Here is a 5,401-nt window from a genome sequence, read left to right on the forward strand (position 1 = left end):
CCTACTAACTGTGAATGGCCCGTATAACCTGACCATCCGTGCGTTTTGTTACTAATTCTGAATAAACCATCAAGGTTCTGCTTTCCCCGATCCACGGTCCCCAATGGAGGCCGTCGGATCGGAGGGGGCTGATTAGCCCACTTCCATCCATCCAAATACTGCCGACAAAGATACTATGAAAGCGAGGAACGAAACGATTATTAATAAAAGATTCTTATTCCCGAAACCGATTGCAAAAGCGTAGGAAGATAATACCAATCCTGCTACTCCAATTGCTCTCAATCCCTCTGGCGTAGATAATGCATCTATAATACCCATGATTAACACCCACTTTATTTTGTCTTTCAACCTCTTTGTCGAGCCATCAAGCCATCTATAGGTACCTCTTTGTATCCTACCAAATAGTAGTCCTGGCCAGCCGATATTCCAGCTGAGTCAGTGTTTTTTTCGTTTGTTCCATCTTTTGTCCTTTCTTCCGTTATGTCCGCCTTATCGGGAGTCATCTTTTGAATTTACCTTGGTTAATTTGATTTAAGTATTCTTCTGGTGTCTTTCCCTGTAGTTTTGCATAAAGACGAATAATCAAAGGTGGCCCTTGTGTTATTTCGGCGAATACACGAAATGCTTTGCTTTTACGAAGCTTAAATTTCAATCCTGATCCATAATCGATAGAAAGAATATCTAAAAAATCTTGGTAACTTTCTCGGCATTTATTTTCAGCTTCTTCTAGCGTGTCAAATACGTAAACATGTTGTGGATTCAACTGAATATTATCCCAATGAGCCCAATAACCATCAGGAAGTTGTGTCACAAACCAACTACAATTAATATCTTGATATTTAACTACGGTTGCATCCATTAGGCGTTTCCAATTAAAGAATCCTAATTGCTTTGCAAAGTCATCCTTCTTCAATAAAGTCACCTCCGGCCTGGCATCGGTTTTCCGATCCGCTTGCGCGGTCATCAGCGGCAGGAGGCCACCCTGCCGGACGGTGGCCGTTAGCCGCCACTGTTTCGCCTTTTACTGGTGAGGCATCGGATGAATGAGTATATATCCAAAATCCTCTACTTTCTGAAAGCCCCTATCCATCATTCGATTCACTTCATTTTGACTCAAACATTCTTTTTCTGTCCTAAACTTTACCCCACCATCTGAAAACAATCGGACCAATGCCTCTTTTTCAAGTTCTGTCCATTCGCTTTTCTTGCAAAGGTGTTCTAAAAATGCCCTTTCTCTTTGATTGTCCTTGAAGCTACGAGAGTTCAAACTCTTTTCAATCTGTTTTTTCAATTCACTTTCCGATTCTTCCGTTACAAATTGTGTCACTTCTTTGATTCGTTGTTGTTTAATGAACCAATACCCCTTCCCAATCGCGAACACAGGAATCATTGTGATCGGCAACCATAATATTAACCCTTCTTTATCTAAGCGCTGATCTATAAAGGCCCAGCCAGCTATAAAACCGAATTTATAAGCAACCGCGTATATTCCAGCAGCAACTCCACATAACAAACACCCTACCAACAAAAATTGAATTAATAACCATGCCCAAAACAAGGCGGTTGATTTTTTCAATTCATGTCACTCCTCTCTTACTTCCGGTAAATCGCATAGCTTATCGGGAGCCACCCTTTTGATCAATTCCCCCAAGCTTTTTCGAACACCACTTGAATGATATTTCCTATAAGCCAAACCAACACAACTGGTACAAACAGCACAATCAATGCAAGAAAATAGTTGTATTCCATGACCTGCAACAATCCTTGAATATAGGTTAAATAAATGGAAAAAGCCAGATCATATAAGTTATTTAACAACACAATCCCTCCTATTTCTTTGAGGAGTATCCCCCACCAAGCGGCACTAACGTAGGCTAGACCCGCTTGGTGGAGGGGCGGAGATCCCGCCCAATTTAACCTGACAATCCGTCATATCAGTCCAAACAAGGGGGTTCAATAAAGACTTTAACTTCTCCTGGAGAGCAACCTTGATTCCGTAAAAAGGACTGAGGGATTACCGAAAATTCCAATCGGGGGGACTGATCTTCCATTATATCTACCATCAGAGCTAAATCTCCGGGTACCCACTTATCAGTTGTTTCCATTTCCAAACAATCCTTAATCATATTCCAACGAAAGGTTCTTCCGCTCTCAAACATATGCTCACCATCAATAAAGAAAGGGACAAATGGATAACGTTTCATGAGGGCTAAGAGTTCATCTGGATAAAGCCCTTCCTTACCTCGATACCATTTTCCAACTTCAATCTTGTTCAACTTTCCTTCCTCTCCTTTCCTTATTCCCGATACGTTCGCCTTATCGGAATTTGGGGGAGGGCAGAACCATGCCCTCCCTTGCTTCCTTAGTTCCTTGCTTCCGCACGTAAAACAGTATTGATAAGGCGTGTAACTTCGTCTGTTTTCTCGTTGAGTTGTTCGATATCACGTAAGTCAAGACGTGTTGAACTATTAAGAATGTCTTGGATTTCCACTAGCTCATTGATGGCTTTGATTAACAGTTCTTTTTCCATCCTTACTCCTCCGATCATTTCTGGTTTATGCTACCCTTGGCCTGGCATCATCAGCGGCAGAAGGCCATTCCCGCCGGACGGTGGCCGTTGCCACCGTTTCGCCTACTTGAACTTGTTTTCGATCTGTCTAACTCCCGTTTCATTTGTAATGAATGTAGCAACTTGATCTCCATGGTATTTTAAATCTACTAAGAAATCCCCGATATTCCTTACCGTTTCGTATACACCAATTTCGTTGAATGCTTTCTCCGCTGCTGCCTCTTGGTTAAACCTGTAACTAGCTACCAAATCCGTTGTACCTCCTGTGACAATCTTACTAATTTCAATTGTAGCCATTTAAACCAATCCTTTCTGCTCTGCTGTTGGCCTGGCATCGTTTCCGATCCGCTTGCGCGGTCATCAGCGGTAGGAGGCCATCCCTGCCGTACGGTGCCCGTAATCGGCCACCGTTTCGCCTTTATGACTGATATTCTGATTTTTGCTTAATGCCAGTTTCTCTCATTTCAGTTAATACATAATGTGCAAGTTCTTTCTCATCGTAAAAGACCGCGATGATCCTTTTATCTTTCACTATGTCCCAAGTATTCTGCCCCTTTGCAATTCTTTCACGGGCTACACTAAAGCGAGGACACTTGTATATAATTTCAAAATCGGCAGATGGGTCTAAAACAGTATAGAATTTCATGATGTTTTCTCCTTCATCTATGATTTCAAGAACACACTTATCATCACCGCAAGCACACTTTGCACCTTCTATCAAACTACCATCATTACACGAAGTTTCGATATTGCATACACTCCCGATAGCTTCAAAGCCCATCATTGACCGTCTCCTCTTCCATTTTTTCGGTGTCAAAGTATCGAACCACTTGTGAAACATAGAATCGAAACTCTTTCTCACAGTTATCGCATTTGATTTCGCCGCTGTCGCCTAGTTCAGAAAGGGATTCAGGGTCTATCGCACCATCTTCGGTATGCCCGCAGTGTGGGCAAACAATAGATTCCTCTGTCATGGTGTGATCAATGCTCATAATTCCATCGCCTCCTGTTTTTTGGTAAAGTAACAGTTCCGAAATTTTGTGAAGAAGTGGAGTGCCAGGGGTGTAGCCCCCGACTACCGTTACATTTTGACTAAAGCGAGAAATTCGGTAGCAAAACAGGCGCTTTCCCCTTCTAACCCGACTACCCGCTCACCGGAAGGAAGCTCCTGTTCATCGGTAATGCATGTCCAGATCTTGCCGTGATACTTATCCAACTTAGCCTCAGCGCAAGTGTGCATTACCACTTTGTCACCTTTCTTGAATCCTTGTGGTTTTTCTTTCATCATTGTTACCTCCCTTGTATACTGGAGCCAGTGCATCCTGAGCGAATCTTAAAATATCTTCTTCATAGGTGTCGGAAAACGGCTCATGAATTTCTAAAAACTGACGAACCATCTCTGGCAGCACTCTTCCCTCAAAATCAGGCCAGGATAGCCTTTCAGTATCGATCTCACCGTTGTAATACATAATCCCTACCGTAGCACTTATGTTGATTTGAACGCTTCTTTCTTCTTCAGTCATCGTGATATAATGTTTCTGCATATGCATTGTCGCGCGGCCTGTCGGTCCTGTCACCCGGCAGGCCTTTTCCTATGCCTCCTCCCTGGTGGCAATAGCCTCCATCCTGCCCACCCCCGCAGAGATGAGCAGAGTTGCAAGCTACTGACGCCTGTTCTAAATAGCTTCTTTCATCGAAGCTTCTTCCTCTTCCCGTCTTTTCCGCCCCATTTCGAGTTCATCATCAATTCTTGATTCAATCATCCGAACCGCCTTGGCGAAATCTGGTGTCCCGATAGCAAAGGGCACAAAACGTTCGGCAACCTCCATCAGACTGGGGCAATCTTGAGAAAATGCCCAATATGTGTAGGCGTCCTGTACTTCCCATGAACCGAACCATTCATCAAAATCAGGTTCAACAGGCCCTTGGACCTTTAATGCGGCGTTATACTCCTCAATCGCCTGCTCTTGTTGGAAATATAGCTCTCTTTCTTTTTCTTCAAAGTCACAATCAACGCAGATTCCGTTGTTGCACATATCCTCCCGATCCACCCGATAACCACACTCTTTGCAAGTACGACGCCGGATAAAACGCTTGATTTTTTTGATCATTGTTTATTCATCCTTTCAGCTAAAGAGATAGTTTTTTCTACAGCTTTCAACTCTTGTTCAATTTCACTTACTGATCGGAACCCGTTTAACCGGTTTTGACCACTGAAATCACCGATCATAGCCCCTTCAATGTTGCCTTTAATCGTAATACTGAATCGGCCTTGATCCTTTTGAATATGGACTCCGTTACCTTTTCCAATAAATCGCTTCTCAGCTGCTGCTTTTTCCTTTAACAATCTGTCTCGTTCTTTTTTTAAAGCTTCAAATTGTTCGCCAATCTCAGTTGTCATCTATGTAACCTCCTTAACTCGTGTGTTCAACCACCTTCTGATACTAATATACACGATCGCAGATTTATTGTCAACACGATTGTGTAAAAAAAATACACGTATGTGTATTTAGTATTTACTAACGTGAATAAATCGGTTATCCTTATAAAAAAGATAAAAGGAGCAAGCGATATGTTAACGTTTGAACCATTGCGCATCTGGTTTGTGAAACAAAATAAGAACCGAACGGATATGTGTAAGAAGGAAGAGTGTGGATTTTCTCCACAAACAGTAGCAAAGATATGGAGAGATGCACGGGTCCGGTCTGATGTTATTGAGCGTATTTGCGAAACTTATAATTTGCCTGTTGAGCAAGTCATGCAATACAAAAAACAAGACGGCTCTTAATTAAAGAGGCCGTCTTGTTTTTTGTCTCAATAGGGTACACTCAT

General features: G+C 42.5%; 13 protein-coding genes and 1 other RNA gene. 1 reads left to right on the forward strand and 13 read right to left on the reverse strand.

Going from position 1 to position 5,401, the window contains the following annotated elements:
- Positions 1 to 499: 499 nt before the first annotated feature.
- From C8J48_RS18310 to C8J48_RS18365, 13 genes are all read right to left on the reverse strand, one after another.
- Positions 500 to 964, reverse strand: a complete 465-nt coding sequence (locus tag C8J48_RS18310) for a hypothetical protein (protein WP_107728705.1) — start codon at positions 962 to 964, stop codon at positions 500 to 502.
- A gap of 57 nt (positions 965 to 1,021) precedes the next feature.
- On the reverse strand, positions 1,022 to 1,576 hold the full coding sequence (locus C8J48_RS18315; protein WP_107728706.1) for a hypothetical protein: 555 nt from the start codon (positions 1,574 to 1,576) through the stop codon (positions 1,022 to 1,024).
- 62 nt (positions 1,577 to 1,638) lie between these two features.
- The gene (locus C8J48_RS18320) at positions 1,639 to 1,818 is read right to left on the reverse strand and encodes a hypothetical protein (protein WP_107728707.1); all 180 of its coding nucleotides are present in this window, start codon (positions 1,816 to 1,818) and stop codon (positions 1,639 to 1,641) included.
- Between the two features lie 116 nt (positions 1,819 to 1,934).
- A complete protein-coding gene (locus C8J48_RS18325) occupies positions 1,935 to 2,276 on the reverse strand; it encodes a hypothetical protein (RefSeq protein ID WP_107728708.1) in 342 nt (113 codons plus the stop codon).
- 86 nt (positions 2,277 to 2,362) lie between these two features.
- Positions 2,363 to 2,530 carry a hypothetical protein gene (locus C8J48_RS18905; protein ID WP_170105727.1) on the reverse strand — a complete coding sequence of 56 codons (168 nt, stop codon included), beginning with the start codon at positions 2,528 to 2,530 and terminating at the stop codon, positions 2,363 to 2,365.
- 35 nt (positions 2,531 to 2,565) lie between these two features.
- Positions 2,566 to 2,634, reverse strand: an RNA gene (locus C8J48_RS18330) — hammerhead ribozyme type II.
- The gene (locus tag C8J48_RS18335) at positions 2,633 to 2,866 is read right to left on the reverse strand and encodes a hypothetical protein (protein WP_107728709.1); all 234 of its coding nucleotides are present in this window, start codon (positions 2,864 to 2,866) and stop codon (positions 2,633 to 2,635) included. Before C8J48_RS18335 ends, C8J48_RS18330 begins: the two co-directional genes overlap by 2 nt.
- A 121-nt stretch (positions 2,867 to 2,987) precedes the next feature.
- The gene (locus tag C8J48_RS18340; protein ID WP_107728710.1) at positions 2,988 to 3,353 is read right to left on the reverse strand and encodes a hypothetical protein; all 366 of its coding nucleotides are present in this window, start codon (positions 3,351 to 3,353) and stop codon (positions 2,988 to 2,990) included.
- A complete protein-coding gene (locus C8J48_RS18345; RefSeq protein ID WP_107728711.1) occupies positions 3,340 to 3,561 on the reverse strand; it encodes a hypothetical protein in 222 nt (73 codons plus the stop codon). The genes C8J48_RS18340 and C8J48_RS18345 overlap by 14 nt, the downstream gene beginning before the upstream one ends.
- 89 nt (positions 3,562 to 3,650) lie before the next feature.
- Positions 3,651 to 3,854 carry an NfeD family protein gene (locus C8J48_RS18350; protein ID WP_211316703.1) on the reverse strand — a complete coding sequence of 68 codons (204 nt, stop codon included), beginning with the start codon at positions 3,852 to 3,854 and terminating at the stop codon, positions 3,651 to 3,653.
- On the reverse strand, positions 3,820 to 4,146 hold the full coding sequence (locus tag C8J48_RS18355; protein ID WP_107728713.1) for a hypothetical protein: 327 nt from the start codon (positions 4,144 to 4,146) through the stop codon (positions 3,820 to 3,822). The genes C8J48_RS18350 and C8J48_RS18355 overlap by 35 nt, the downstream gene beginning before the upstream one ends.
- 99 nt (positions 4,147 to 4,245) lie before the next feature.
- The gene (locus C8J48_RS18360) at positions 4,246 to 4,680 is read right to left on the reverse strand and encodes a hypothetical protein (protein ID WP_107728714.1); all 435 of its coding nucleotides are present in this window, start codon (positions 4,678 to 4,680) and stop codon (positions 4,246 to 4,248) included.
- Complete coding sequence (locus C8J48_RS18365; RefSeq protein WP_107728715.1) at positions 4,677 to 4,970, reverse strand: hypothetical protein; 294 nt, start codon at positions 4,968 to 4,970, stop codon at positions 4,677 to 4,679. Before C8J48_RS18365 ends, C8J48_RS18360 begins: the two co-directional genes overlap by 4 nt.
- 171 nt (positions 4,971 to 5,141) lie before the next feature.
- On the opposite strand from C8J48_RS18365, the gene C8J48_RS18370 reads away from it, so the two are divergent.
- Positions 5,142 to 5,357 carry a helix-turn-helix domain-containing protein gene (locus C8J48_RS18370; RefSeq protein ID WP_107728716.1) on the forward strand — a complete coding sequence of 72 codons (216 nt, stop codon included), beginning with the start codon at positions 5,142 to 5,144 and terminating at the stop codon, positions 5,355 to 5,357.
- Positions 5,358 to 5,401 lie beyond the last annotated feature (44 nt).

The organism is Desmospora activa DSM 45169, assembly GCF_003046315.1.
Lineage (GTDB): Bacteria > Bacillota > Bacilli > Thermoactinomycetales > DSM-45169 > Desmospora > Desmospora activa.